The organism is Rhodomicrobium vannielii ATCC 17100 (genome assembly GCF_000166055.1).
GTDB lineage: Bacteria > Pseudomonadota > Alphaproteobacteria > Rhizobiales > Rhodomicrobiaceae > Rhodomicrobium > Rhodomicrobium vannielii.
Map to the genome: position 1 here is coordinate 309,270 of NC_014664.1, position 23,966 is coordinate 333,235.

Annotated in this window: 18 protein-coding genes and 1 tRNA gene; 9 read left to right on the plus strand and 10 right to left on the minus strand. The window is 62.7% G+C overall.

Going from position 1 to position 23,966, the window contains the following annotated elements; all coding sequences use genetic code 11:
* Positions 1–11: 11 nt before the first annotated feature.
* From RVAN_RS01325 to erpA, 4 genes are all read right to left on the minus strand, one after another.
* Positions 12–5,996, minus strand: a complete 5,985-nt coding sequence (locus RVAN_RS01325; protein ID WP_013417960.1) for a DUF3320 domain-containing protein — start codon at positions 5,994–5,996, stop codon at positions 12–14.
* 548 nt (positions 5,997–6,544) lie between these two features.
* Positions 6,545–8,095 carry a 2-polyprenylphenol 6-hydroxylase gene (gene ubiB, locus RVAN_RS01330; protein WP_013417961.1) on the minus strand — a complete coding sequence of 517 codons (1,551 nt, stop codon included), beginning with the start codon at positions 8,093–8,095 and terminating at the stop codon, positions 6,545–6,547.
* Between the two features lie 185 nt (positions 8,096–8,280).
* The gene (gene xth / locus RVAN_RS01335; RefSeq protein ID WP_013417962.1) at positions 8,281–9,069 is read right to left on the minus strand and encodes an exodeoxyribonuclease III; all 789 of its coding nucleotides are present in this window, start codon (positions 9,067–9,069) and stop codon (positions 8,281–8,283) included.
* A 6-nt stretch (positions 9,070–9,075) separates the two neighbouring features.
* Positions 9,076–9,411: an iron-sulfur cluster insertion protein ErpA gene (gene erpA / locus RVAN_RS01340; protein WP_013417963.1), complete on the minus strand. Its 336-nt coding sequence runs from the start codon at positions 9,409–9,411 to the stop codon at positions 9,076–9,078.
* A 110-nt stretch (positions 9,412–9,521) separates the two neighbouring features.
* Here erpA and RVAN_RS01345 point away from each other — a divergent pair, with 110 nt between their 5' ends.
* Positions 9,522–10,721, plus strand: coding sequence for a deoxyguanosinetriphosphate triphosphohydrolase (locus RVAN_RS01345; protein ID WP_013417964.1), 1,200 nt, complete (start codon positions 9,522–9,524; stop codon positions 10,719–10,721).
* Positions 10,722–10,767: 46 nt separating this feature from the next.
* On the opposite strand, the gene RVAN_RS01350 is transcribed toward RVAN_RS01345, so the two are convergent.
* The 3 genes from RVAN_RS01350 to RVAN_RS01360 form a co-directional block, all read right to left on the minus strand.
* Positions 10,768–11,799 (minus strand): cytochrome-c peroxidase, encoded by a 1,032-nt coding sequence (locus RVAN_RS01350; protein ID WP_013417965.1) that lies wholly within the window; start codon positions 11,797–11,799, stop codon positions 10,768–10,770.
* A 456-nt stretch (positions 11,800–12,255) separates the two neighbouring features.
* Positions 12,256–12,474, minus strand: a complete 219-nt coding sequence (locus RVAN_RS01355) for a hypothetical protein (protein WP_013417966.1) — start codon at positions 12,472–12,474, stop codon at positions 12,256–12,258.
* Between the two features lie 228 nt (positions 12,475–12,702).
* On the minus strand, positions 12,703–13,179 hold the full coding sequence (locus RVAN_RS01360; protein ID WP_013417967.1) for a DUF2059 domain-containing protein: 477 nt from the start codon (positions 13,177–13,179) through the stop codon (positions 12,703–12,705).
* A 176-nt stretch (positions 13,180–13,355) separates the two neighbouring features.
* On the opposite strand from RVAN_RS01360, the gene ahcY reads away from it, so the two are divergent.
* On the plus strand, positions 13,356–14,756 hold the full coding sequence (ahcY, locus tag RVAN_RS01365) for an adenosylhomocysteinase (RefSeq protein WP_013417968.1): 1,401 nt from the start codon (positions 13,356–13,358) through the stop codon (positions 14,754–14,756).
* Between the two features lie 189 nt (positions 14,757–14,945).
* Here ahcY and radC read toward each other — a convergent pair whose 3' ends face one another.
* The gene (radC, locus tag RVAN_RS01370; protein WP_013417969.1) at positions 14,946–15,707 is read right to left on the minus strand and encodes a RadC family protein; all 762 of its coding nucleotides are present in this window, start codon (positions 15,705–15,707) and stop codon (positions 14,946–14,948) included.
* 223 nt (positions 15,708–15,930) lie between these two features.
* Positions 15,931–16,512, minus strand: a complete 582-nt coding sequence (locus tag RVAN_RS01375; RefSeq protein ID WP_013417970.1) for a TIGR00730 family Rossman fold protein — start codon at positions 16,510–16,512, stop codon at positions 15,931–15,933.
* Positions 16,513–16,710: 198 nt separating this feature from the next.
* On the opposite strand from RVAN_RS01375, the gene RVAN_RS01380 reads away from it, so the two are divergent.
* Together RVAN_RS01380 and RVAN_RS01385 are read left to right on the plus strand one after the other, a co-directional pair.
* Positions 16,711–18,705 (plus strand): ABCB family ABC transporter ATP-binding protein/permease, encoded by a 1,995-nt coding sequence (locus RVAN_RS01380; RefSeq protein WP_013417971.1) that lies wholly within the window; start codon positions 16,711–16,713, stop codon positions 18,703–18,705.
* A gap of 186 nt (positions 18,706–18,891) precedes the next feature.
* On the plus strand, positions 18,892–19,635 hold the full coding sequence (locus RVAN_RS01385; RefSeq protein ID WP_041787178.1) for an outer membrane protein: 744 nt from the start codon (positions 18,892–18,894) through the stop codon (positions 19,633–19,635).
* A gap of 18 nt (positions 19,636–19,653) precedes the next feature.
* On the opposite strand, the gene RVAN_RS01390 is transcribed toward RVAN_RS01385, so the two are convergent.
* On the minus strand, positions 19,654–20,835 hold the full coding sequence (locus RVAN_RS01390; protein ID WP_013417973.1) for an MFS transporter: 1,182 nt from the start codon (positions 20,833–20,835) through the stop codon (positions 19,654–19,656).
* A 301-nt stretch (positions 20,836–21,136) separates the two neighbouring features.
* On the opposite strand from RVAN_RS01390, the gene infA reads away from it, so the two are divergent.
* The 5 genes from infA to RVAN_RS01415 all read left to right on the plus strand — a co-directional run bounded on the left by infA (position 21,137) and on the right by RVAN_RS01415 (position 23,843).
* The gene (infA, locus tag RVAN_RS01395; protein ID WP_013417974.1) at positions 21,137–21,355 is read left to right on the plus strand and encodes a translation initiation factor IF-1; all 219 of its coding nucleotides are present in this window, start codon (positions 21,137–21,139) and stop codon (positions 21,353–21,355) included.
* Entirely contained in the window at positions 21,315–22,055 is a 741-nt protein-coding gene (locus RVAN_RS01400) for a Maf-like protein (protein ID WP_013417975.1), read from the plus strand. Before infA ends, RVAN_RS01400 begins: the two co-directional genes overlap by 41 nt.
* 2 nt (positions 22,056–22,057) lie before the next feature.
* Positions 22,058–22,255: a DNA gyrase inhibitor YacG gene (gene yacG, locus RVAN_RS01405; protein ID WP_013417976.1), complete on the plus strand. Its 198-nt coding sequence runs from the start codon at positions 22,058–22,060 to the stop codon at positions 22,253–22,255.
* A 382-nt stretch (positions 22,256–22,637) separates the two neighbouring features.
* Positions 22,638–22,723, plus strand: a tRNA-Leu gene (locus RVAN_RS01410).
* A 16-nt stretch (positions 22,724–22,739) separates the two neighbouring features.
* Entirely contained in the window at positions 22,740–23,843 is a 1,104-nt protein-coding gene (locus RVAN_RS01415) for a D-alanyl-D-alanine carboxypeptidase family protein (protein WP_013417978.1), read from the plus strand.
* Positions 23,844–23,966 lie beyond the last annotated feature (123 nt).

Sequence of the window (23,966 nt, forward strand, 5' to 3'; positions counted from 1 at the left end):
ACCTTACGACATCAGTCTGAAAGTTCCTGCTGGTACCGCACAGCGTGGTGAGCGGCGGCAAGAAACCGCTCGCGCGCTGCTTCGCGCAGACGCCCGATCCCCATGTGTCTTGCCAACATGATCGCCGCTTCGTCCGGTTTCGCGCCCTCCGCCAGAAAGCGTTCCGCCAGCGCCGCGAGTTCTGGAAGCGGAATGTCGGTATGATCGCGCAGCTCAGCGCTGCTTGCGCGGAAGCGCGGCAGCCTCGACTTGTCGGCGTTCTCGGGCCAGTAGATCTTGCGGCCGTCTTCCGTGGAGCGAGGGAATCGCCGCTCGATGACATCGAGCACCGTTTCGCGGATGCGCCCGGCGGCGCGGTCGAAGCCGTGGGCGCGTGCGATGCGACGAACGAGCACGTCGTCGAAAACAGGGCCTTCGGTCTCGATGACGTGAGCGACCATTTTCCGAAGCGTCGGCCGATACCACGTTTCGTAAAAGCCGTCGCGATCAGGCGCGAAGCCGGCTGCGGCGAGGTCGGCTGCGCGATATCCAGCCGCGTCGGTAACGAGGAACGTCAATTGCTCACCGTCCGCGCGCCCCGCATAGATCGTGGATTGCGGTGGGGCGTCTTCCTCGGCTTCGACTGCGTCCGCCTCCTCGGCTGGAACGGCCGACTCCGGCGGGGAAGGGGCGTCGTCGGGCGGCGTATCGGAAATGAGCGCAAGCACCGCCTCAACCGGGGCAGCGGCCGCTTCAATCGGTATCTCCTGCAACTTGGCCATCTCGGCCGTCCGGTCGCATTCCAGGTGCTCGGTTAGCCGCGCATTCAGATGTGCGAACGCACTGTCGGGATCGACCCACCAGTCGGTCGACCAGACGCGCAGGATGCGCCAGCCCAGGTTGCGCAGCACGCCCTCGCGGAGCCGGTCTCGGTCGCGCGCGGTCGCTGAGCGATGGTAGGTCGCGCCGTCGCATTCCACGCCCGCGAGATAGCGGCCCGGCGCATCGGGATGCACGACGCCGAGGTCGACTCGGAAGCCGGAGACGCCGACCTGCGGATGCACCTGCCAGCCTTTTTGTTCGAGCGCCTTCTTCACCGCATCCTCGAACGGCGATTCCGTGTCGCCAAGAGGCTCCGAAGCGGTGGCGAGCGCGCGTGGCCCACGCTCCGCATATTCGAGGAAATGTTTGAAATCGCGGATGCCTGCCGCCTTCGTGCGGGACAGGTCGATCTGGTCCGGCCTGAGCGTGGCGAAGACCACGAGTTCCGACCGCGCCCGCGTGATGGCCACGTTCAGCCGCCGCGTGCCGCCATCCTTGTTGAGCGTGCTGATCTGCACCGACACCTTACCCGCCTGATCGGGGCCGTAGGCGATGGAAAACAGGATGACGTCGCGCTCGTCGCCTTGCACGTTTTCGAGGTTCTTCACGAACACGGGCTCAGACCATTCCGCGCCGAAAAAGCGTTCGAGTTCCGGCTTCTCGCGCCGCTCCTTGTCGAGCAGCGTTTCGATCAGCCGTTGCTGTTCGCCATTGAACGTCACGATACCGAGCGAGCTTCCGCTGGCGGCGAAAGCCGGGTCCGAAAGACGCCGCACCACGTCCGCAACAACGGCGTGCGCCTCCTGCCGGTTGACGCGGCCGGATCCACGCTCGTAGACGCCGTCCGGCACATGCATGAAGCGCACGGCGCGATCTTCAGTCACGGGAGACGGGAAGGTGACAAGGCTGCCGTCGTAATATTTCTCGTTGGAGAACGCGATCAAGCTTTCGTGGCGGCTGCGATAATGCCAGGCCAGCCGCTTGCTCGGAATGTTCGCGGCAAGACATTCGTCGAGAATGCTTTCGAGGTCTTCCACCTCGCTCGCATCCTCCGTGGCGTTGCTTCCACGGTCGAAGAACGACGTCGGCGGGAGCTGCTTCGGGTCGCCCGCGACGACCACCTGCTTGCCGCGCGCGATGGCACCGATGGCGTCCCACACCGGGATTTGCGACGCCTCGTCGAAGATCACGACATCGAAAGGCTGTGAGTCTGCGGGTAGAAACTGCGCGACGGAGAGCGGGCTCATCATCACGCAGGGGGTCAGCGCCGTCAGCGCGTTCGGCAGTTGCGAGAACAGGCGGCGAAGCGGCATGTGCCGCGCCCGTTTTTCGATCTCCCGCGAGAGGACACCGAACTCGGGGTCTTGTCCGAAGGCGTTGCGGGCGGGCACCGCGCCCGACAGCCGCGCGACGACCACGTGGCGGGCCAGTTGCGCAACCTTATGGTCGAGTTCGATGAAGCGCGCGATGGCGTCCTCATGCTGGTTCGAGACGAAGCCACGAAGCAGCGCATCGCGATGCACGGTCTGTTCCACCCACCAGCGCGCATAGGCGACCTCGAAGGCGATGTCGATGTCCGAGGCAACGATATTGCCCGCCGTGAGCGCATCGATCAGCGGCGCGAGGCCGCGAGCGCGCGCGGCGGCAGCGTGGCGGAGCCAGTCACACCAGCGCTGGGTTTTCGGCGCGTTCGCCTCCCAGGTTTCGGCGAGACTCGCGGCCTCGCGCAGCCAGTGCGCCGAACGCGGCAGGCCGAAATAATCGTCGGAGAGGTGCGCGAGGTGGACAAGCTCCTTGCGCACCGCTTGAAAGGCCTTGTACGCGGTCAGCGTCTTGCCCGCGTCCGTCGCGAAACGGCCGCCCTCGCGCATGAAGTCTGGCCGGTCGAGGATCAAAGCGGCGATGCACGCGAGCCAGCCCGCCTTGTCCCGCTCCGTATTGGCGAGCGACGCGGCGGCGTCGGTAACCTGCGCGAGCCATGCGAAGGCGGCTTCGACGCGCGCGGGATCGGTTTCGAGGCCCTGCCAGATGGCGCCCAGCGCTCCCAGCGTTGCGTCGTGGCGCATCGCCTTGGCGCGCGCCTCCTTCAGCTCCATCAGCCCGACGATTTCAGCGCCGACGTCCTCCGGACTGTCGCCGTTGGTGAATGGCGCGAGCGCATCCCACACGCGCTTCTTGCGTCCGTTCCGCGTCAGGAAGGACGCAGCGAGCGCATCGCGCCAGTCCTGCATCAGACGGCCGAGATCGAGGCTGAACACTGCGTCGCGATAACGATTGGCGAGTCTCGCTCGCGCGGCATCGCAGGCGGCGCGGTCCTTGCGCCACGCCTCGAAAACCGGCTTCAGCGCGCGGATGTCCCTGCCGGTGAGCGCGGCGGCGTCCTGAGCCTCCGGTTTGAAGGCAAGCGCGGCGAGGACGATCATTGAATAAAGGCGATGCGGGTCTTCCGTTTCGGACGTTCCGAAATGCTTCGCGAGCACGGCACCCGCGCTGGACAGGTCGACCACGGATTTGCGGAACGCCCCGCAGGCTGCCTCCAGTTCGCCCCGCCATACGGGCGACCAGTCGGCGTGGCCGATCTCCTTGAGCGGATGATTTGCGGGCGCGGTGCCGAGCGCCTGCACGGCCGTTCGCAGGCTTCGGCAGAGATCGCGCAAGGCACGCATGGCAGCTTGGTCGTGCTGATCGGGGGAGGCGAAGGAGAGCTTGAGCTTCGGCGCGAAGTCGCGATGCGCGATGACGCGACCGAGCGCCTTGTGCACCGACAGGCCGTTGCCGTGACGCCGATGCAGCGCGAGGACAACCTCGTTGAGCTTGTCGCGCAGCGCCTTCAAGTCTCCCGTCGCCGCATCCCACTCGTTCGCGGCATCGGCGGCGCGCGATTCCCACGCCGTCTTGAGTTGCGCGAGCACAGCGGTTTTCTGCGCCTTGGCCGAATGCACTTCGAGACAGAAGGAGCCGAGGCCGATGTCGTTCAGCCGCTTGCGCACGACCTCCAGCGCCGTCGTCTTCTGCGAAACGAACAGCACCGACCGACCGTCGCCGAGAAGCTGCGCGATCATGTTCGCGATCGTCTGGCTCTTGCCGGTGCCCGGCGGTCCGAACAGCACGAAATCCTTCGCGCGCGACGCGGCGACCACGGCGGCGGTCTGCGACGAGTCCGCGAGCAGCGGCATGAACAGGTCTTTCGGGTGGATCTCGCGATCGAGCGCGCGCTCCTCCGGCATGTCGCGCGGATCGCCGTAGGTGTCTTTCGGCGTGTCGATGAGATGGCGAACCACAGCGTTGCGCTTGAGAAGTTCCGCGCGGTCGACCAGATCCTTCCACATCAGATATTTGGCGAAGGAGAAGTTCGACAGCGTGACCTCTTCGGTGAGTTCGAACCCCTTCATGTCCTTGATTTGCTGGCGCGCGATGCGCCAGATTTGCGCCACGTCAAGGCCCGACGCGTCCGAGGGTAGATCGCGCTCGAATTCCGGCATATCGAGGCCGAAATCCTGCCGGAGCATTTGCAGGAGCGTCGGATTGATGCGGGCGTCGTCGTCGTGGCGCACGAGCCGGAAGCCGGAGCGGATCGTGCGGCGCTCCAGCCGGACCGGCACGAGCAGCAGCGGCGCCCGGCAACGCTGATCTTTCCCGGCGGGCGACCACGACAGAAAACCGATGGCGAGATGCAGGCTATTCGCGCCGCTCTCCTCGAGCGAGCTTCGGGCCGCGTGATGGATTTCGGTCAGCCGATCCTGAAGTTCGTCATCGGAAAGCGCGGTAAGAACTTCGCCCCGTAAAAGCGCTTCGAGCGCGTGCTGCCTCGCGGCGTCTTCCCCCGCCTTCAACTGATAAACTTCGGCGTCGCGCGGATCGTCGCCACTCATGACATCGGCTGTGGCGAGGATTTTTATCGTGTCGCCGCTCGCAAGCCTGTCTTCCAGCGCGCCTGCGTCGGGGCAGAAAAGATCGACAGCGCTTTTCCCGCTCTTGAAGTTCAACAGCCGGTTGCGGAGCGACAGGTCGAGAAGCTTGCGCTTCCATTGTTCCACGCGGTCGAGCGGCTGATCCGGCTCGGCGGGCTTGGCCGCTTCCTCCATGAACGAGGGTGGTTCGTCGAGCCCAACCGATTCGCCGGCTTCCGCCGTGACGGGCAGAGCATCCTGCTGCCCGTCAAGCTCGACGCCGAGCGGGCGGATGCGGCGTTGCCGCGCCTGCGCGATGTCCACCACGAGTTCGAAGCGGCGCGGTTCATCCTCGTTCGCGTAGCTTGCGGCCTTGTCGACCGCAGTGCGGAATTTCAGCGGCGGATGATTGGTGAGAAGCGTCGTCTCGATCAGGATCATTTCCTGCAATTGCAAACGCTTGCGAACCGTCTCGGCTTCGTCGACGACACATGAGGAGAAGGCGTCTGGCGTCAACCATAGGCCGCAGAAAGCGTGGCCGGTCACGAAGCCGACGATCGGGTTGAGCCCCGCCTGTTCGAGACAGGCCGCGTAAAGCAGGGTCAGATCGAGGCATGTCCCGAGCTTTCGCTCAAGGATCGCGCCGGGCATGCGGATTTTCTGCCCGTCCTGCTCGAAGCTCGATGGCGGCAGCGCGTAGACGATTTTCGCGTCGACCAGGGCGGCCCAGATGGCTTCGGCCACTTCCCACGAGCGCCCCTTCCGGTTGCCCGCGTAGCCGTCGAGCGCGGAGTTCCTGCCATGCAGTCGAAGCTTCTCGGCCGCATTTCGCAGGATCACTTCGACGGCCGGATCGTTCGGGCGGACGAAAGCGGCGACAAGTTCAGGTGGCGTCGAAAGGCCGGTCCATTCGGTCGGCGCGAGGGCGCGGCACGGGATCGTGATGGCGGCCAGCGATTCGTCGCCCGCGCGCACCGAGATGCGGATTTCGCCGTCCGCCGCTTCTGTCAGGCGATTGAGGAAGGCGGGGTCGAGGTCGACGTCGACCGGACTGATCGACCGTGTGTCACCAGCCCTGAGGCGGTCGAGGCGAAGGGCCTTTGGCTTGAGAAAGGCCGGTTCCGAGGTGATCGAAATTGCTACATCGGAGAAGTCGCCGTCGGTTTCATTGGCGATTTCGATTTCGCCGACGGCCGGAATGGAATTGACCTGAAAGGCGAGATTGATATGCGGCGCGACATTCGCCCTGAGCTTTACGGAAGGCGCCGGAAGATCGGTATCGTCGATTGAAGGACCAATCATCATAAAAAATATACCTAAGTGCGCATGTCCCGCATACTCTGCGCCTACAAACTTCGCAAGGGAGATTTCTTTTTTGCCGAGGTAATGACCGGTGAATCGGGGCGATGCGCAGCACGTTCGGCCGCACTAAGGCGGCGGACTTACCCGGCCGCAATCAGGAGCGGGAAACCAATCGGCGCCAGCGGCAACTCGTCCGTCGCCGCGAAGCCGTCAGGCGCCTAGATTGAGGAGCTAGAGGCGGCCCTTTAAGCCGAAGAGGCGCGGCGAAAGTTTCGGTCAGCTTAATTTTAGACTGGCAATTCGGACAAACGATGGACGGTTCCACGCAACGCCTCCGCTCTAGGAGCTAATGGAACAAAACATAAACTGAAAAGGATCGGATGGGAACACGCCAACAACGGCTGAGGCATTTGCCTTGTGGAAAACGTAGGACAAACTCATTTTATCGCCCAATAGCGACGACGACGCCAGCATCGCACAAGCTTCGCCTATAAGTCTAAGCGCAACCGGTAGCAGCTTTCGGATGTAAGCGTGCGATGTGCAGTTCTGGGTTATGGAAAAAGGAGTTTAGCCGCGATGGCGAGCAGCGCGCCGGTCGCGAGCCAGAGCGGCAGCGCGATGGGCCATCGGCTTGGCTGTGGCGACGCTTCGCGCGGCTTGTCGGGGTCGAGCGCGTCGACGATCTTCGCGCCGCGTTCAATCAGGTCCGGCGCATGTTTGAGCGCGATCGCCAAAGCGCCCACGTTCGAAACGGCGTCGCGGATCTGCGCACGCGGCCCAAGCTGGCCGGTCAGCCATTCGCGGACGATCGGCTCCGCCGCGACCCAGATGTTGAGCTTCGGATCGAGCGAACGCGCAACCCCCTCCACGACAACCATGGTCTTCTGCAGGAGCAGAAGTTCCGGCCGCATCTTCATCTGGAACACTTCCGTGTTCTCGAAAAGCTGCGAGAGGAGGCGCGCCATGGAAATTTCTTCCGACGGACGTCCCATGATTGGCTCGCCGATGGCGCGCAGCGCCTGGCCGAAAGCCGCCACACTCTGATTGGCGGGCACATAACCAGCCTCGAAGTGAATTTCCGAGGCGCGGTAATAATTTCGGGTGATGAAGCCGTAGAGGATTTCGGCGAGGAAGCGCTGCTCCTTAGGGCCGAGGCGTCCCATGATCCCGAAGTCCACAGCGATCAGCGCGCCGTCCCGTGGGTCGACGAACAGATTGCCCTGATGCATGTCGGCATGGAAGAAGCCGTCGCGAATGGCGTGCTTCAAAAACGATTGGATGACAGTGAGGCCGAGCGCCTCCATGTCGACCCCGGCCGCACGAACCGCCTCAATGTCGGTAAGAGGAATGCCGTCGATCCAGTCGAGCGTCAGCACGCGCTTCGACGTGCGCTCCCAGTCGACACGTGGCACGCGAAAGCCGACATCGCCGCTCTTCGCGATGTTATCGGCCATCTCGGATATCGCAGCGGCTTCAAGGCGCAGATCCATCTCCAGCACGACGGACTGGGCGAGCGTGTCGACCGCCGCCACTGGCCGCAAACGCCTCATCGGCTGCGAGACACGCTCCGCCGTATGCGCCGCGAAATAAAAGCTTTCGAGGTCGCGTTCGAAGCGCTTTTCGATGTCCGGTCGAAGGATCTTGACAGCGACGGCGCGAGTGTTGCCGCCCGGCGTGCGCACGGCTGCCTTATGCACCTGTGCGATGGAGGCCGCCGCGAGAGGCGGGCCGAATTCCGCAAAAACCTCCTGCCAGCGCCTGTTGAAGGCGGCTTCGATCTCATGGTGAGCTTTGTCGACCGAGAACGGAGGCAGGCGATCGCGAAGCGAGCCGAGCGCGTTGGCGAGATGAGGCCCTACCACGTCAGGACGTGTCGCAAGAAACTGCCCAAGCTTGATATAGGTCGGCCCGAGCGCGCGGATCGCCTTCGCCAGCCGCTCCCCTCTCGCCTGTCGTTTGGCGGCCGACTCCCGCTCGTCTGCACGCAGGATGCGCAGCGGCGCGGGCAGCGTCACATAGTCGGGGACGAATCCCACGCCGTACCTTGCGAGCGTCGCGCCGGCTTTCGTCAGTCGGTATGTATTCCTGATGGCTTTGAACATGAGCGGGGGGTGTGGAATTGAATTATGTGCCGATTAGCACGTGCGAGGATTAATGTCAGGTTTTTGAATCGCCGCAGGTTGAAGTTTTCGCGGCGATTTCACCTTCGCGGGATGGCGGCGGACCTGCGACGAGAGGCGAGCGCGGCGTTTCGATGAGCCGAGCCGTTTCCACCGAAGCCGAGCCGTCACATGCCGAGGGTGACCTGGACGGGAGTGTGATCTGAAGGCTTGTCCCAGCTTCTTGGCGTGCGGTCAATCACGGTGGAGCGAAGCCTTGAAAACGCCTGTGGCGACAGGAGGATGTGATCGATCCGAAGACCGAGATTTTTTTGCCACGCGCCCGCCTGATAGTCCCAGAAGGTGAATTGGCCGCCGCCGGAGTTGCAGGCCTCGACCGCGTCAGCAAGGCCGAGATTGAGAATGCGGCGGAACGCCTGCCGCGATTCCAGACGGTACAAGGCATCTTCCGTCCAGGCTGCCGGATTATAGACGTCGATGCCGCGCGGAATGATGTTGTAGTCGCCCGCGAGCGCGAACGGCTCCTCATACGAGAGCAGCGTTTCGGCGTGCGCCTTGAACCGTGCGAGCCATTCGAGCTTGTAATCGAGCTTCGGCGAAGCCACGGGGTTTCCGTTCGGCGCGTAGACCGACGCCACCCGAAACGCGCCGCCACCCGGAAGCGACAACACCGCCTCAATGTAGCGCGACTGCTCGTCGGTGTCGTCGCCGGGCAGACCGACGACGGTTTCATCGATGGGAAATTTCGACAGGATGGCGACGCCGTTGAACGACTTCTGCCCTATGACAGCGCAATTATATCCCAGATCCTCGAACGCGCCGCGCGGAAAGGCCTCCGTTTGGCACTTGATCTCCTGAAGGCACAGCACATCGGGGCGGGCGCGCTTCAGCCACTGCACGGCGGCAATCTCGCGCTGTTTGATGGAATTGACGTTCCATGTCGCGACGGTGAGCACGGCTTGTCAGATCGAGAAGGACGTGCCGCACCCGCACGAGGCGGTGGCGTTAGGGTTCGTGATCTTGAAGGACGAGCCCATCAAATCGTCGATGAAGTCGATCTCGGAACCCGCCATGAACGGCACGGACACGGGATCGATGACGACGCGGGCGCCGGATTTCTCGATCACGATATCGTCCGCGGCCGCCTCGAGCACGATCTCGAAATTATAGCTGAACCCAGAGCAACCGCCGCCTTGCACGCTGATGCGCAAAGCATTCTCGCCCTGCGCGGACCCGACGATCTCCCGAATACGGTTGGCGGCACGCTCGCTCACGCTTATGTTGACTTCCGTGGTCATGACGATTGTTCGCCTCTCCTGAACCTTGACCTCAGTTTGGATGTTCGCGCGTCAATGTCAACCGCGCGGGGGCCGAGAAATGCCCGCGACGAGACATCGGAGACGAAACCATGATGGAGCTTGCCCCTTACGCGGCCCATGCCGAGATGAGCGTCGGGCGGCTTCATTCGGAATCGCCGTGTCCCACGCGCGATGTCTATCAACGCGACCGCGATCGCATCGTCCATTCTACCGCCTTCCGCAGGCTGATCCACAAGACGCAGGTCTTCATCTATCACGAGGGCGACCACTACCGCACGCGGCTCACGCACACGTTGGAGGTGGCGCAGATCGCGCGCACGCTGGCCCGCGCGCTCGCCCTCAACGAAGATTTGACCGAGGCCATTGCGCTCGCCCACGACCTCGGCCACCCGCCCTTCGGCCATGCGGGCGAGGACGCGCTGAACGCGGCGATGGCGGCCATCGGCGGCTTCGATCACAACGCGCAGAGCTTGCGCATCGTGACGCTGCTCGAACACCGCTATGCTGCGTTTTGCGGCATGAACCTGACGTTCGAAACGCTGGAAGGCATCGTCAAGCACAACGGTCCGCTCGTCACTGCCGATGGGCTCCCGGTCGCGCGCCACGCCGAAAGCGGCCTGCCGCTCGCGATCCGCGCCTACGCCCGCGAACAGGATCTGCGCCTCGATACTCAAGCCCCGCTCGAAGGCCAGATCGCGGCGCTTGCCGATGACATCGCCTACAACAATCATGACATCGATGACGGTTTCCGCGCCGGCTACATCACCGTGCGCGAAATGGAGGAGGTGCCGCTCGTCGCGCGGATGCTGGCGGAGGTGCGCGACCGTTACGGCGATCTTGCCGACGCGCCGCTCGTCTATGAAATGAACCGGCGCATGGTCGCGGCGATGGTGCAGGACGTGCTGGCGGAGACGCGCGCACGGATCGCCGCCGCAGCGCCCGCGTCAATCGAGGCGGTGCGGACCGCGCCCGCGCCGCTCGCCCAGTTCTCGGATGACATGGCGGCAAGCATCGCCGACCTGCGGCGCTTTCTTTTCGCGCGGGTCTACAAGCACCGCGACATCGTGAAGAAGATGACGGATGCGCAGGCGATCCTGCGCGAGCTTTACGATTATTTCGCCGCCAATCCGGCCGAAATGCACCTCGAAGCGACGCGCGTGGCGTCGCTTTCGGACGACACGGCGCGGCTTCGCGCGGCGGGCGATTTCGTGGCGGGCATGACTGACATGTTCGCCATCAAGGCCTATGCGGCGATCAGGAGCGGCCTCGCGAAAGCTGCGCCGCGTTAGCGGGGAGGCGCCCGAAACGGTTTCGTGCCGCTTCGAGCGCCATTTTCTACTCGGGCTTCGGCACATCTTTCGTGCGGACCGGCAGGATCGGCATTTCGACGCGCGGCTGCTCGCCGGTCAGTGTCTTTAGGAAGGCCACGATCAGCTTCGTATCCTCGTCGGTCAATTTCTCGCCGAGTTGAGAATCGCCCATGACGGCGACGGCCTGCTCAAGCGACCACACCTGCCCGCTGTGGAAATAGGGAGCGCGCAAGGCGACGTTGCGAAGCGGGGCGGCGCGGAACACATATTCATCCGACGCAGTCTTGCTGACGGCGAAGCGGCCCTTATCCCCCAACGGCAGGATTTCCGCGCCGGGTTTCTGGATCACGCCGAACGGGTAATAGCCGTTGCCGCCGACATTGATGCCGTTGTGACAAGCCGCGCAACCCTTGTCCATGAACAGGCGGAGGCCTTTTTTCTCCGCGTCATCAAAGGCCGTCTCGCTCCCTTCGAGGAACTGGTCGAAGCGCGCTGCGGGCGTGATGAGAGTGGCTTCGAACGCCTCTATTGCCTTCGCGAAATTATCGAAGGTGATCGGCTCTTTCTCGCGGGGGAACGCCTTCTTGAACGCATCGACGTAACCCGGCATCGCGGCGAGCGTCGCGACGACATTGGCGGGCGTGTTGTTCATCTCGACGCTCGCCTGAACCGGGCCTTTCGCCTGCGCTTTCAGGTCTTCGGCGCGACCGTCCCAGAACTGAGCGATATTGAATACCGAGTTGAGCACGGTCGGCGCGCGGCGCGGGCCTTTCTGCCAGCCGTGGCCGATAGACGTCGGCCCCGCATCCACGCCGCCGGTGCCGAGATTGTGGCAACTGTTGCAACTGATGATCTGGCTGCGCGAAAGGCGCGGATCGAAGAACAGCATCTTGCCGAGTTCGACCTTCTCGTGCGTAACCGCATTATCCTTAACGGCCGGAACGACGGAGGGAATTGGTTTGAAGACGGCATTTGCGTCGGCGCGCAAATCGTCCGCCGATGCCACCGTCGGCAGCATGAGGCCGAGCCCCAATGCCAATGAGAAAATTCTCTTCATGTGCCCACTCCTTTTTTTGAAAGGCGGCCCCATTTCGCGCCATTGCGACAGCGGGCTCATTGAGCGAGGTCAATGTTTAGAACGATTAAAAACAGAAGCTCAGTTTTCAAAGTGAGCACGTTCTTACAAAGTACGCGCCAGCCGTTGGCTATGTCGGAATATTGCGCATCGCACACGCGGAACGCGAAGTTTTCCCGCAAAGCGCGCAAGGCGTGCGCCAAGATGACGCGGCACCAACTGGCAATATCGCTCCTGCCCGGCCGCACGCAACTGCGTCCGCGTCGGTCCGCACTCGGGTGTTTAGCTTATCGTACAATGATTTAGGCTGCTGCTTGACGCGTTTTTCCGCGCGGCCGAAATAGCACCTCGCCGAAACGCCAAGAGGGCTTCCGCGGAGCACGCGCAAAAAATTGGAGTAATAAGCGAAGCGTCAATGCATCGGCGCGGGAATGCGCCTCAATTCGCTTCCTTGTAATGGTCCTGGCAGCGCGGGAGGAGATTCCGCTCATTCTTAGCCAGACAGGCCTTAAGGTCACGCAGGCGCTTGGCCTTGATGTCCTTGCAATACTGCTCCATGTCGAACTTGCACACGTCCCTGATCTTGTAGGTCGTCGTTGTGGCCTCGGCGTTTGTGGCCAACAGGCAAACGAGCGCGAAGGCGGCGGCGCGTTTCATGGGCATCCCTCATCATAAGAATCCGCCATCGGAATACGCATCTGCTTGGGCAAAAGTTGGACCTGAAGCTCAGTGAATGATGGCGCACCGCGGCGGCAAAGGATGGGGGCGCGCCGCCATCTCATGCGTGGCATGTCGATCGTCGTGTCCCGGTTCGCTTGCGCGGAGCGGCAGCCGCTTCGGAGGCGCACGTAGCGCGGCTCCCTAGCGGCATGATTCCAGCGGGCGCTATTTCTTTTGTTCCTCGGCGGGCTTCTCATCGCCCGCTTTTTGCGGATGCAGTTCGGCTTGCACTTTTCCCAGCGCCGCCTGAAGCTCCTGCTCCGTCGCCGGCAGAACCTCGTTCCTGTAGGCGTCCATCTTGCCCACGGCGGACTTCGCGACCTCTGAGCCGTAGAAATCGGCGAGCGCCTTCAGTTCGTCGGCGGTGAACGTCTTCACCATAGCCTGCCGGATGGCCACCGACACCTTGCCGATGTCGAAATATTTGATCATCAGCGTCTTGAACTGCTCCTGCTGCTCGGGAGGCAGCGTCTCCGCGATGCCCGCCACGGTATCGGCGATCTGCGATTTTGGCGGCACGGCTGCGAGATAACGGTCGGCTTGCGCCTCGCGGTTCTGCGGCGTGTCGTCGAGCGCGAGGGCAGGGAGCGAAAACGGCAGCAAAACCGCCAGGAAGAGGAGGCGAGCGGCTAGGGCGGGCATGGTCGGAGTCCTTCGTTTGGGAGTGAAAGGGTCTGAACTCGGTTAGGAAACGCTACGTCACGAAGCCGGGGACGACATAAAGCAATGTTTATGTCTTTATTGCTTTTCGATAGCACAAGGGATACGACTGCCCCAAACCATCTTGCCGCTGCGGCAAACAAGCCTGGGAGAAGCCTGTGTCGAACGATTTTCTTGTCAAAGATCTAAGCCTCGCGGACTGGGGCCGCAAGGAAATGGACATCGCCGAAACCGAAATGCCGGGCCTGATGGCCGTGCGCGAGAAGTTCGGCAAGGAACAGCCGCTCAAGGGCGCGCGCGTCGCGGGCTGTCTGCACATGACAATCCAGACCGCCGTCTTGATCGAGAGCCTTCAGGCGCTCGGCGCGGACGTCCGCTGGGCATCGTGCAACATCTTCTCGACGCAGGACCACGCCGCCGCCGCCATCGCCGCGCGCGGCACGCCGGTGTTCGCCATCAAGGGCGAGACGCTCGACGAATATTGGGACTACGTGGACCGCATTCTTGAATGGCCGAACGGCGAAACCGCCAACATGATCCTCGACGACGGCGGCGACGCGACGCTGATCGTGCTGCTCGGCGCGGAAGCCGAGACGAACCCGGCGGTGCTCGAAAACCCGCATAGCGAGGAAGAAGCGAGCCTCTTCAAGACCATCAAGGCGCGCCTTGCGAAGACGCCCGGCTGGTATTCCAAGGTGAAGGCCAACATCAAGGGCGTGTCCGAAGAGACGACGACCGGCGTGCTGCGCCTCTACCAGATGGAGAAGAAGGGCACGCTCGCCTTCCCGGCCATCAACGTCAACGACAGCGTCACGAAGTCGAAGTTCGACAATCGCTATGGCTGCCGCGAAAGCCTCGTGGATGGTATCCGCCGCGCGACCGACGTCATGATGGCGGGCAAGGTCGCGGTGGTGTGCGGCTATGGCGACGTGGGCAAGGGCTCGGCGCAGTCGCTGCGCGGTGCTGGCGCCCGCGTGGTCGTGACCGAAATCGACCCGATCTGCGCGCTTCAGGCGGCGATGGACGGCTTCTCGGTGCAAACGCTCGACGACGTAGCCGACAAGGCCGACATCTTCGTGACGGCGACCGGCAACAAGGACGTCATCACGCTTGAGCACATGCGCAAGATGAAGGACATGTCCATCGTCTGCAACATCGGCCACTTCGACAACGAAATCCAGATCGCGAACCTGAAGAACTACAAGTGGACGAACGTGAAGCCGCAGGTGGACATGATCGAGTTCCCCGGCGGGAACCGCATCCTGCTGCTGTCCGAAGGCCGCCTCGTGAACCTCGGCAACGCCACGGGCCATCCGAGCTTCGTGATGAGCGCGTCGTTCTCGAACCAGGTGCTCGCGCAGATCGAGCTTTGGACCAATGTCGGCAAGGGCAAGTATGAGAACAAGGTGTATGTGCTACCGAAGCATCTCGACGAGATGGTCGCGCGCCTGCACCTCGAAAAGCTCGGCGTGCATCTGACGCAGCTCTCGAAGGAACAGGCCGACTACATCGGCGTGCCGCTCGAAGGACCATTCAAGTCCGACCTCTACAAGTATTGAGAACGCTGCGCCGCGCATTGTCGCGGCGTGCATTTCCGACAGGCAACGCGCGGCGGCGCGTTGCCTTTTTTGCGCGACGCAAACTGGCGCGCTCGTCATGACGCGATCCGCCCCGTCCCTCCCGCGGTCGCAGTCGTTCGCTGTCACGTAGGCCGTGGTTACGCCAACGCCACAGGGATCAACCTGCGCTCAAAAAGCCCCGACCGACTTCAGGCTGAGATGGCCGTCGCGGCCGAGGATGATGTGGTCGTGTACGGTCACGCCGAGCTTGCTTCCCACCTCCGCGATTTCCTTCGTCATCTCGATATCGGCGCGTGATGGCGTCGGGTCGCCCGACGGGTGGTTGTGCGCGAGAATGACAGCCGAAGCCGACAATTCGAGCGCGCGCTTCACCACCTCGCGCGTATAAACCGACGTGTGGTCGATGGTGCCGCGCGACTGCACCTCGTCGGCGATCAGCTTGTTGCGCCGGTCGAGGAACAGGATACGGAACTGCTCGCGATCCTCGAATGCCATGGCCGAGCGGAGATAATCGAGAACCGTCGACATGGCGGCGAAAATGGGCCGCTTCTTCACCTCGCCCTGCGCGGTGCGCAGCGCCGCTGCCTGCACCACGCGGAACTCGGTGACGACGGCTTCGGTCACGCCTTCCACCTCAAGCAGCCGGTCGCGGGGAGCGTTCATAACTTCCCCGAACGAACCAAACCGCGCGAGGAGATCCTTCGCGAGCGGCTTCACGTCCCGCCGCGCGATGGCGCGGAAGAGCACGAGTTCCAGAAGTTCGTAATCGGGCAGCGGATCGGCCCCGCCTTCGAGGAAGCGCTTTCGCAGGCGGTCGCGATGGCCCCAGTAATGCGGTTTGGGGCGGGGAGGCTGTGGCGGTGGAACGCTCGCACCTGCTTCAAGGGAGAGGAGCTCGAACAGGGGGCTTTCTTCGAAGCAGTTCGCCATGGGGATGCACAACGCTACGCAAAACGGAAACGCACTTTCAACAGGACGAATAAACATCAGATTTTATGAAAAGAAAAGCGGCATTTGAGGCATCTTGCGAGCGTTCGCGCCGAGGTTGCCGCGTTTTGCTCCTCCAAGGGCGCGACGATGCATTTATCGAGCGCACGGGCCGTCATTGCCGGCCAACATCTACCGCGTTCGCTTCGCCTTCGGCCGGCGAGGGTCAGGCGCGGATGAGCGTCGGCGGCGGCGCCTTTTTCGAAGGGCGATGCTTCAGGAAAAACGGCACCACATCCTCGGCCTTTTCAACCACGATATAGCGCGTATCGAGGCCGGGTCGGATGAAAAGCTGCTCGCGCATGCGGTCGAACATCGCCAGCAGCAGATCCCAGTAGCCCGCCGTGTTGACGATGAACACAGGCTTGTCGTGGTGGCCGAGCTGCGTCCAGGTGAGTTGCTCGACAAGCTCTTCCAGCGTGCCAACGCCGCCCGGCAGGGCCACAAACCCGTCGGACAGGTTGAACATGAGCATCTTGCGCTCGTGGAAGCCGCTCGTGACGTAGCGCTCGCTGATGGTTTCGAGCGCGTTCTCGATTTCAAGGAGAGAGGCCGGTATGATGCCGGTTACGTGGCCGCCATGATCGATGACGGTCTGCGCAACCGTGCCCATCATGCCATTGCCGCCGCCACCGTAGACAAGGCCGATCTGCGCCTCGGCCATCGTGCGGCCGAGCGTTCTCGCCGCATCGAGAAAGCGCGGATCGATCCCGGAACCAGAGCCGCAATAAACACACAAACGCTTCATTTTCTCTGCTTTCATATCGCCGCCGTCTTCACATCCTGAGCGTGTCTTTCCATGAGCTTACCAGCGCGGAACTTGCCCGCCGCTTAAGCCGCGGGCCTCGCCTGACACGGAAATCCGCTTATATGGAGAGAAGGCGCCGCCGCAATCATACACCCGCCGAAGCTCGAAGTTCCGGCTTCACCGTCAACGAGGCCTTTTTTGCATCACCACGCATCGCGATCCGTCCCGCCCGAAAAGCACGGCAAGACAGACCATAAAGCCATTTTCCGGTATCTTTTGCCGTTCGCCTGGCCGAAGGGCCGTGCCGACCTCAAAGCCAGGCTTGTGCTGGCGGCGGTGGTGCTCGTGGCGGCCAAGGTCGTGACCGTCTTCATGCCCGTCACCTACAAATATGCGGTCGACGCGCTGACGGCCATGCCGAAGACGGACGGGGCGCAAGCGGCGTGGACACTGGCTGCGGTGCCGTTGTTCATGACGCTCGCTTATGCCGGCGCTCGGATCGCGATGACCGGCTTTCAGCAGCTTCGCGACGTGCTGTTTGCGCCTATCGAGCAGAACGCGACGCGGATGCTGACGACGAGCGCCTTCCGCCATGTGCACGATCTGTCGCTTCGCTTTCACCTCGACCGGAAAACGGGCGGCCTCACGCGCGTCTTCGACCGGGGCAAGATCGCGGTCGACCTCATCATCCGCATGGGCGTGTTGAACCTCGTGCCCACGATCCTCGAAGTGCTGTTCGTGTGCCTGCTCTTCGGCTTTTACTTCGGCTGGACCTTCGTGGCCATCGTGCTGGGGATGATCGTAATCTACACGTGGTACAGCATCGCGGTCAGCGAGAAGCGCATCGCGATCCGCCGCGAATATATCGAGGCCGACACCGACGCGACGACCAAGGCCGTCGACAGCCTTCTCAACTACGAGACGGTGAAATATTTCGGCAACGAGCGCTGGGAGGCGGACCGTTTCGACCGCTCGATGCGCCGCTACGAACGTGCAAGCATCAAGACCGCGACTTCGCTCGCCGCGCTCAACTTCGGCCAGACCGTCATCTTTACGTTGGGCATGGTAACCGCAATGGCGCTATCGGCGCACGGCGTGGCGACGGGCGCGATGACGGTCGGCGATTTCGTGCTCATCAACGCGGTCTTCATCCAGCTCTATCAGCCGCTCAACCTGATGGGCGTCATCTATCGCGAGATCAAGCAGGCGTTCGTCGATATCGAGGCGCTGTTCGAACTCATCGGCCAGAAGCCGGAGGTGAAGGACAAGCCGGGCGCGAAGCCGCTCATCGTGGGTGCCGGCGCGATCCGCTTCGACAACGTCACGTTCAGCTATGACGGCGTGCGTCCGATCCTGCGAGGCGTCGATTTCGAAGTGCCGCCCGGACATATGGTGGCGCTCGTCGGGCCGTCCGGCGCGGGCAAGTCAACGATTTCGCGGCTGCTTTACCGCTTCTACGACGTGAAGACGGGGCGCATCACCATCGACGGGCAGGATGTGCGCGATGTCACGCAGGAGTCCTTGCGCGCCGCCATCGGCATCGTTCCGCAAGATACGGTGCTGTTCAACGATACCATCGAATACAACATCCGCTATGGTCGCGTCGACGCGACGGACACCGAAATACGCGAGGCCGCGCGCATGGCGCAGATCGACGGCTTCATCAAGCAACTGCCGCTGGGCTACAAGTCGATGGTCGGCGAGCGCGGGCTGAAGCTGTCCGGCGGCGAGAAGCAGCGCGTCGCCATCGCGCGCACGATCCTCAAGGGGCCGCCGATCCTCATCCTCGACGAGGCGACGTCGGCGCTCGACAGCTTTACGGAAAAGGAAATCCAGTCGGCGCTCGACAGCGTCGCAAAGGGCCGCACGACGCTCGTCATCGCGCACCGGCTTTCGACGGTCATCGGCGCGGATACGATCCTCGTGCTCGACAAGGGCCGCATCGTCGAGCGCGGCACGCATGCTTCGCTGCTCGAAGCGCGGGGGCTTTACGCGGCGCTCTGGACGCGTCAGCAGGAGGCCGAGGAGGCGCGGCGGAAGCTCGCCGAGATGGTCGAGGAAGGCGCGCTGCCGACCGTGGAGCCGAATGCGAGCGGCGCCGCTGTTCCGGCGCACATGCGGGAAGTGCAATCCCGGCGGAGTTGTGACCTTGAAGAAACAGCGGACGACAAGGTCGTTGTATCAAGGACTTAGGGACTGGAGCGCACTGCTTATCCACAAGCTGTTCACGCTGCGTCTGCGGCCGGCCATAAACACCCGCTTGCGTTGCATTTCCGTTAATGCCACAGCTTTTACCAGTAACGTGTAAAGCTTCTCTGTGGCAACGTAAGCGGGAAAGTTATGTCAGTTGTAAAGTCAGTTGGTGGGGCCGCTCTAGGTATGTTCCTCGCGGCCCAGGTGGCGTATGCAGCCGATCCATATTATGGCGGAGGCTATGGTGGATACGGCGGATACAAAGACCCCTATCCCCCTCAGCCCGTCGCGCCCATCCCCCTCTGGCAGGGCTTCTATATCGGCGGAAATATCGGGGGTGCCTGGTCGACGATCGAGACGGCCAGTAACGTGGTCTTCGTGAACGGCGCAACAACGGTCTTGTCCGACCGAAGCGTTGAGGGGTCCGGTTTTCTCGGCGGTCTCCAACTCGGCTACAACATTCCCATCGGCAATTTCCTCTGGGGCATCGAGGGCGATCTCGGCGGCCTCGGCAACGACGCGAGCAAGAGTTTCGCCGTTGGTGGCGTTCTGCCGAGCGTTCTGACGGTGTCCTCGGACGGCGGCTGGTACGGCGACGTGACGGTCAGGGGCGGCTTCCTCTATGGCAACGCGCTGATCTACCTGAAGGGCGGCTTCGGCTTCTATACCGGCGAGACCAATGTCACGCTCGTCACCGACAACATCAGCGCCCTCCGCCAGTCGAGCGGCACGTTCACAGGATGGACGCTCGGCGGCGGCCTCGAATATCAGGTCAGCCCGCGCTGGTCCATCAAGGCGGAATATCTTTATTTCGACTTCGGAGACAGCACGCTCAACTTCGACGACAGGCAGTTCAACAATGACATGTCGGTCAACACGTTCAAGATCGGCTTCAACGTTTTCCTGAACGGCGTCGGGCCGCTTTACTAGAAAAGCGGCGACGGGGGCTTAGCCCCGCTCGTCGCCATGGCCTTTGACGGGTTCGGTTTGCACGAGGCAGAACGCGGCCAGCGCCGCAAGCATGATCACGGCGGACACTACGAAGGTTCCGGCGCCGAGCGCTTCGATGAGCAGGCCGAAAAGCAGAGGCGAAGCGGCCTGCGCCATTCTCGACGGCACGCCGAGGATGCCGAGCCGGTAGCCGTAATTTTCCGGCCCGTAGATTGCGAGAGGCACAGTCCCTCTCGCAATCGTGAGAATGCCGTTTCCGGCACCGTGGAGGAGGGCGAAGATTGCGATGCCAGGCATCCCGAAAAACAGAAGCGCTGCGCCTAGCGGGTGCAGCCCCGCTGATAGCCTTGCCGAGGTCAGCGGATGAGCGCGCTTGAACAAGGTCGCCTCGGCGATGCGCGCGGCAACCTGCGCCGGCCCGATCAGCATGCCGGCGGCGATCGCCTGCGTCCCGGTTGCGCCGAGATCTTGCAAGAGGTGCGGAAGGTGCGCGGCCATCCCCGTGGAGATGGTCCAGCCCGCCGCGAAGGCAAAGCCGAGCAGGATCATCGTCCGGTCGATTTCGATCCTTGGCGCGGGGTTGGCCGGGGAGGGCAGGTCGCCCCTGACGCGCGGAAGCATCGCGTTGAGCGGTACGCCGATGAACAGATGCGCGAACGCCCATATGACGCAGGTCTCGCGCCAGCCGACTGCGGCGAGGCCCCATGCGGTCAGCGGCCATCCGACCGTGCTTGCGAGACCCCCCATAAGCGTGACGCCGGTGATCGCTGGTCGGGCGGTGGCTCCATAGATGCGCGCAAGTGTCGCGAAAGCAGCATCGTAGAGGCCGAAGCCCATGCCCGCACCCATGAACGCCCAGGCGAGCCAGACCCAAACCCAGTCCGACGCGCCTGCCATGACGAACAGCCCTGCGGCAAAGAACGCGTTCGACAGCATGAGCACGGTGCGGCCGCCGAACCGGTCGATGGTGCGTCCAACCCGCGGCCCGACCAGCGCGGAAATGAGGAGCGAGAACGAAAAGGCGGCGAATACGCCATTTGCCGACATGCCCGTGCTCGCGGCGATGGGTCCGGCAAGGATCGCCAGCAAATAATAGCTCGAAGCCCAAGCCAGCGTCTGCGTCGTGCCGAGCGCGAGGATCACGCCGAGTCGGGAAGACCCGGCGCTCAATACGGGCACCAATTATGCAAAGAATCGATCACGATGGGAGGTCCGTCTGGCTTCGCCGGTTTGGCCGATCGGATTGCGAGGCCATACATTCGCCAGAGGCTGGTGCCCCGTCAAGCGCGCCACCGAGCCAGCAAACACCTGTTTTCAACCGTCGCTGGTCTGCCGCAGCCGATCCGTCTTGATTTTGGCGGGCCAAGCGGCCATTCTCCGGCAAATTCACAGATCGCTGCGTTTCCTTTCGTAATCTCAAGACGAACATCCGGCTTAGATGGCGTTTTGAAAGCGCAGCGGCTTTTCATTGGCAGGAGTTATGTCGAAAGAAGAACTACTGGAATTTCCTGGTATCATAAGCGAACTTCTCCCCAATGCGACGTTCCGGGTGAAGCTCGACAACGGCCACGAAATCATAGCGCACACCGCCGGGCGCATGCGGAAGAACCGTATCCGCGTGCTCGCTGGAGACAAGGTTTTGGTCGAGATGACGCCTTATGATCTTACCAAGGGACGCATCACTTATCGCTTCAAATAGGGGATCGATCCTGTCCTCGAAGCAACAGCCTGAAGAACGTGGCCATCCCGCCGCCGTACAATCGGCTGCGCGCAAGCTTCTCGTTCTGGCCAGCGCATCGCCTCGCCGCCTTGCTCTTCTGGAGCAGGTTGGCATTGAACCGGATGCGCTCCGTCCCGCATCTATCGACGAGACACCAAAAAGAGGTGAAGCCCCCCGCTCCTATGCGCAGCGGCTTGCGCGGCAAAAGGCCCTGACCGCCAGGGAGAGGCTGGAGCGAGAGCCGAACCTGGGCGGAGCGTTCGTGCTTGCCGCCGACACCGTTGTCGCCGTCAATCGCAAGATTATTGGCAAGCCGGAGTATCTCAACGAGGCCGCCGCCGCCCTGCAAACGCTCTCTGGCCGCTCGCATCGCGTCTTCACCTCGGTCTGTCTCATCACCGATACGGGCTCGGTGAAAATGCGCACCGTCGAAACGCGCGTTCGCTTCAAGCGCCTGTCGGCAGAGGAACTCGACAGCTACCTCGCCTGCGGCGAATGGCGCGGCAAAGCGGGCGGCTATGCGATCCAGGGGATTGCGGGTGCGTTTGTGCAGAAGATTGTCGGCTCGTACACGAACGTCGTGGGGCTTCCGCTGATCGAGGTGGTGCAACTTCTGACCGGGGAGGGGTTTCCCGTTTATTTCAACTGGCTCAATCGCGCGGAAGTCGATTCGCTTTGAAGATGACGGAAGATCGCGACGAAAAGGCAGAGGGCGCTCCCCCATGCGTCATTTGCGGAATGCGTCCGCAGGTGCCGGAATACAGACCGTTCTGTTCGCGGCGCTGTGCGGATGTCGACCTTCACCGCTGGCTTGGGGGCGTCTATGCGATCCCGGTTAAGCCCGAGGAAGAGGAAGACGAGGGCGACGCAACCGGCTGAAGCCATTCCGTAAGATGCGAACTCAGTGCATTACCGGACAGGCTTCTTTTAGGTCCAGGGGCGTAAGTTCAGGGGCGAATGCATCTGATCTGACCGCCTGTTACGCAAAGGACGTTGATGCCGCTTGTGCGAAAATCGTCGCCCGGGGCGCGTTCAATTGAAAGCGATGACGCGTTGGGCATGACGAAAGCGATCTCGAAGCCGGAAGGCTCCCGCAGCCCATGCACGCTCCGTCAACCGATAGAGACTATGGTGGACAACGGTCGCAAGGGCGGCCAAGCGTTCGCGCTCCACAAGTTCTGCTCAAGTCGGCTGTGCTTTTCTGAACCGAGCAGTTGACGCACCGTAAAGCCTCGCTATGATCCAGCTTCCCGATGCGAGTGCCCCAGTGGCGGAATGGTAGACGCGGCAGACTCAAAATCTGTTGCCTGCAAGGGCGTGCTGGTTCGAGTCCGGCCTGGGGCACCAATCGAGCGAATTGATTATGTACGCATCATTGTCGAAGAAGACGCAGCTTATCCTTTGCGGAATGGCGGCGTTTCTGTTCGGTGCGCAAGGCGCCGTAGCCGGCCCCGCGCTCCTCACCGAACCCGCGACAGGGCTAGTGCTCTACGCCGAAGACGCGGATCTCCCGTGGCGGCCCGCCTCGCTCACAAAGCTGATGACCGCCTATCTCACCTTCGAGGCGATCCGCGACGGTCGGCTATCCCCCGAAGACATGTTGACGTCCACGGCACTCTCGCGCAGCCAGCCTCCCAGCAAATTCGGCCTTCCGCTCGGCGCGCAGATCAAGGTCGATCTCGCCATCAAAGCGCTGATCGTCAAATCGGCGAACGACGTCGCCATCATGCTCGCGGAGAAAATCGGCGGTTCGAGCGAAGCGTTCGTCGATCAGATGAACCGCACGGCGAAGCGGCTCGGCATGACGAACACGAAATTCGTCAATCCGAACGGCCTGCCGCAATTCAACCCGGACGGCACCGAGACGCCCGAGCAGGCTGTCACGACGGCGCGCGACATGGCGCTTCTTTCGAACATGATCCTCAAGGAATTTCCGCAATACACGCCCATCTTCTCGATGACCGAAGTGCGCGTCGGCAACCGGCTTCTTACCTCGCATAACGGCATTCTCAAGAGTTACGACGGGGCGGACGGCATGAAGACGGGCTTCGTCTGCGCGGCTGGATATAATGTCGTCGCAAGCGCGACGCGGAACGGCCGCCAGCTTGTCGCGGTGGTGCTCGGCGAGCGCTCGTCTGGGGCGAGAACCATTCGCGCCGCAGCGCTTTTCGAGCACGGCTTCGAAATTTATCCGTGGAAGGCGGTGCTTGCGCCGACGCTTGCCACTTGGCCCGTGGAGACACCTGAAGGCGCGCAACCCGCCGACATGCGCGGTATCGTGTGCAGCGGTCGCAAACCCGCCGTCAGCGCGAAGCAGAAGTCGAAGCGGCCCGCATCGCAGCCCGGTCATGGCGCATCGACCGCGAAGCCGAAAGCGGCACACGCCCCAGGCGATAAGAAGAAGCCCGCGCCGAAGGCTGCGCATCCGGCTGCGGCCAGCCCCGCCGCCGCTCGCACGAACGGGTAAACGCTCGGGGACCGGCCGGTGTTGCCGACGCCGAACGCAAGGCAGTCGGCCTCGGTTGACCGGCGGCGGAACCGCTTCGCGGTCCGCAGCAAGCCCGCCACGATGAGTCCCACGCAGCACGAT

Excerpts from the sequence above, each read along its gene's own strand:
- RVAN_RS01325 (WP_013417960.1), bottom strand. The coding sequence starts at position 5,996 with ATGATGATTGGTCCTTCAATCGACGATACCGATCTTCCGGCGCCTTCC.
- ubiB (WP_013417961.1), bottom strand. The coding sequence starts at position 8,095 with ATGTTCAAAGCCATCAGGAATACATACCGACTGACGAAAGCCGGCGCG.
- erpA (WP_013417963.1), bottom strand. The coding sequence starts at position 9,411 with ATGACCACGGAAGTCAACATAAGCGTGAGCGAGCGTGCCGCCAACCGT.
- RVAN_RS01345 (WP_013417964.1), top strand. The coding sequence starts at position 9,522 with ATGATGGAGCTTGCCCCTTACGCGGCCCATGCCGAGATGAGCGTCGGG.
- RVAN_RS01350 (WP_013417965.1), bottom strand. The coding sequence starts at position 11,799 with ATGAAGAGAATTTTCTCATTGGCATTGGGGCTCGGCCTCATGCTGCCG.
- RVAN_RS01355 (WP_013417966.1), bottom strand. The coding sequence starts at position 12,474 with ATGAAACGCGCCGCCGCCTTCGCGCTCGTTTGCCTGTTGGCCACAAAC.
- RVAN_RS01360 (WP_013417967.1), bottom strand. The coding sequence starts at position 13,179 with ATGCCCGCCCTAGCCGCTCGCCTCCTCTTCCTGGCGGTTTTGCTGCCG.
- radC (WP_013417969.1), bottom strand. The coding sequence starts at position 15,707 with ATGGCGAACTGCTTCGAAGAAAGCCCCCTGTTCGAGCTCCTCTCCCTT.
- RVAN_RS01375 (WP_013417970.1), bottom strand. The coding sequence starts at position 16,512 with ATGAAGCGTTTGTGTGTTTATTGCGGCTCTGGTTCCGGGATCGATCCG.
- RVAN_RS01385 (WP_041787178.1), top strand. The coding sequence starts at position 18,892 with ATGTTCCTCGCGGCCCAGGTGGCGTATGCAGCCGATCCATATTATGGC.
- infA (WP_013417974.1), top strand. The coding sequence starts at position 21,137 with ATGTCGAAAGAAGAACTACTGGAATTTCCTGGTATCATAAGCGAACTT.
- RVAN_RS01400 (WP_013417975.1), top strand. The coding sequence starts at position 21,315 with ATGATCTTACCAAGGGACGCATCACTTATCGCTTCAAATAGGGGATCG.
- yacG (WP_013417976.1), top strand. The coding sequence starts at position 22,058 with ATGACGGAAGATCGCGACGAAAAGGCAGAGGGCGCTCCCCCATGCGTC.
- RVAN_RS01415 (WP_013417978.1), top strand. The coding sequence starts at position 22,740 with ATGTACGCATCATTGTCGAAGAAGACGCAGCTTATCCTTTGCGGAATG.